Genomic DNA, 2,996 nt, shown 5'->3' on the forward strand with positions numbered 1-2,996 from the left:
ATTGATTATGAGTAGAAGTAATAAAATATGTGGAAATAAACTTTTAACTAATAATGTTAGATTAAAATTTAAAGATAATGAATTTTTAGGTGAAGAAATTAATATTAAAGATAATGAAAAAGACTCCATATTAAATATGATAATAATACAAGACTTGAATGCAAAAATTCAAATAGAAAAGTTAAAAAATACATTAGAACAAAACAAAATAATAGAGTTAGGACGAAATGAGATGTTATCAAATATATCTCATGAATTTAAAACACCTGTTAATGTAATATATTCGACAGCACAGTTACTTGATTTAGAGAAAACACAAAATGATTATAAAAAGTTACATGAATACAATATTTTAATAAAAAGAAATTGTGATAGATTAATTAGAATGATTAATAATTTTATTGACTCAACTAAATTTGAAGCAAATATAATAAATATGGATTTAAAAATAATAAATATAGTATCTTTAGTAGAAGATTTAACTATGTCTATTATAAATTTTGCTCAAAATAAAAATATTGAAGTTATATTTGATACTGAAGAAGAAGAAATATATATTTTAGCAGATATAGATTTTATTGAAAGAATTATACTTAATGTTTTATCAAATGCTATAAAGTATAATAGCGAAAATGGGAGCATATTTGTAAATATCATAGATGAAGAAAATAAAGTAATTATTGAAATAATTGATACAGGATTTGGAATACCAGGAAACAAATTAAACAAGCTATTTAATCGCTTTGAAAGATTTGATAACAATAATTTATCCCATGAAGAAGGAACAGGACTAGGACTAAATATAGTAAAACAAATGGTTGATGCTTTAAAAGGAGATATAAAAGTAGTTAGTAAAGAAGGAGAAGGAACTACAATAAGGATTATATTTGATAAACAAAGTAAAAAAGAAGATCAAATAACTGATACTTATGATGGGATGTCAAGAAGAGTAGCATTGGAATTGTCTGATATATAATGCTAAATTATTGAAGTTTACATAGTAATTACAAATATTAATATCGAAATTTATAATTTTTTATAAGATAAATACAAATACTATTTATATATAATAACCTTTTAAGGAAGGAGATTTTAATATGAAAAGTATTGAATGTATTGAACACTATATGGATCTAAATAAAAAACTTAGAAAAGCTATAATATTTGGTGCAGCAACTGCCGGAGTAGCAGCAGGTGCATATATAGGTGCAAGAAAAATAATAGGGTTAATTGAAGATAAGAAATTGGCAAGATACTATGAGGATGGAATAGAAGAAATTTTTAGAGATAAAGAAAGAATGCAGTTTTATGAAGATGAATTTATAAGACAAGAAGAGGAAGAACAAGAAAATTTAGAAAAGGCAGTGAATGAATTTAATTCTAGAAGATTGAGAAGAGATGAATGTCCTCATTGCTCAGAAAATAAACAAAGTATTAAAAATAAACGAAGAGAAAAAAATCAATCATATAAACCTAATAATGAGTATTATGGATAATAAGAGAAAAATAAGCCATTTTTAATGGCTTATTTTTATGTTAATTTAATGGAATATTATTAATATTCAAAAAATATGCTATAATTAAGATAGCATTTATATATGACATAATATTATTTAAACTAAAATGTAGACTATTAAAATATATTAGGGGGATATTGTAATGGTAGCAAAAATTTATAATAGTAAAAAAGAAATTGATACTTCTAAATTAAGAGCTTTTGCAGAAATCAATTTAAGTAATTTTAAGCATAATATAGAGGTTATTTCAAATATGTTAGATGAAAATTGTGAAATTGTAGGAGTAGTAAAAGCTAATGCCTATGGTCATGGAGCTGTAGAAGTGGCTACTTATTTTGAAAGTATTGGAATAAAACATTTTGCAGTAGCATGTATTAGTGAAGCTATAGAATTAAGAGAAGGAAATATTAAAGGCGAAATAATAGTTCTAGGATATACACCTGTTTGCCAAAAGGATGAACTAATAAAATATGATTTAACACAGACTTTAGTAAATAGTAAATATGCTAAAGAATTAAGTGAATTACCAGGAACAGTTAAATGTCATGTGGCTCTTAATACGGGAATGAATAGAATAGGTGAAAATAGAGAACACATAGAGGATATTAAATCGATATATAATTTAAAAGATATTCATGTTACAGGTATATTCTCGCATTTATGCAGAGCTGATAGCAAAGTAGAAGAAGATATATTATTTACTAGAAAACAAATTGAAAATTTTGATTATATAATTGATAACCTAGAAAAGGAAAAAATTAACCTAGGAGAAGTTCATTTACAAAACTCTTATGGAATAACATCTTATAGAGAAATACATAGAGATTTAGCGAGACCAGGCATTATATTATATGGTGTACCTTGTGACCCATGTGATGATATATTAAGTAAATTACCTGAAAATGAGCAATTTAAACCAACAATGTCTTTAAGATGTAGGGTAGCTATGGTAAAAGAAGTAGGCGTAGGTGAAAATATAGGTTATGGAAATAACTTTATTACTCCAAGACCAATGAAAATAGCTACGATTACAATTGGATATGCAGATGGGTTTTCTAGAGCAGTATCTAAAAAAGATTTTAAGGTTTTAATAAATGGTCAATTCGGAAGAATAATAGGTAATGTTTGTATGGATCAAACAATGGTAGATGTGACTGATATAGAAGATGTTAAAGAAGGAGATATAGTAACATTATTTGGAGAAGATGGAGAGTATTATTTACCAGTTAATCAATTAAGCAGACTAAGTGGAACGATAACAAATGAGACATTGAGCTGTATAGGTAGTAGAGTAGAAAGAGTATATCATTACTAATTAAAATATTATACAAAAAGAAACTGTAGATCGTAAGTGAAGTGAACCCTTTACACGGGAATAAATAAAACAACCTCTTTTGAAACATACTATATGTATGATTTTAAAGGAGGTTATTTTATTATGAGTACAAGAGTACACTACTCACCAGAAATAAAATGGAA

General features: G+C 25.6%; 3 protein-coding genes. All 3 read left to right on the forward strand.

The window, feature by feature from the left end:
• Window positions 1-976 (forward strand): sensor histidine kinase (locus NSA58_RS18070; RefSeq protein ID WP_257560780.1); only part of this gene is annotated, 976 nt, incomplete at its 5' end.
• A gap of 121 nt (window positions 977-1,097) precedes the next feature.
• Window positions 1,098-1,496: a hypothetical protein gene (locus NSA58_RS18075; protein WP_074078730.1), complete on the forward strand. Its 399-nt coding sequence runs from the start codon at window positions 1,098-1,100 to the stop codon at window positions 1,494-1,496.
• A gap of 163 nt (window positions 1,497-1,659) precedes the next feature.
• On the forward strand, window positions 1,660-2,832 hold the full coding sequence (gene vanT, locus NSA58_RS18080) for a serine racemase VanT catalytic subunit (RefSeq protein WP_052233113.1): 1,173 nt from the start codon (window positions 1,660-1,662) through the stop codon (window positions 2,830-2,832).
• Window positions 2,833-2,996: the final 164 nt, after the last annotated feature.

It is taken from the genome of Terrisporobacter muris (assembly GCF_024621905.1).
GTDB classification, from domain to species: domain Bacteria; phylum Bacillota; class Clostridia; order Peptostreptococcales; family Peptostreptococcaceae; genus Terrisporobacter; species Terrisporobacter muris.

Bases quoted from the DNA above. Each gene is read 5' to 3' on its own strand.
- NSA58_RS18075 (WP_074078730.1), top strand. From the start codon at position 1,098: ATGAAAAGTATTGAATGTATTGAACACTATATGGATCTAAATAAAAAA.
- vanT (WP_052233113.1), top strand. From the start codon at position 1,660: ATGGTAGCAAAAATTTATAATAGTAAAAAAGAAATTGATACTTCTAAA.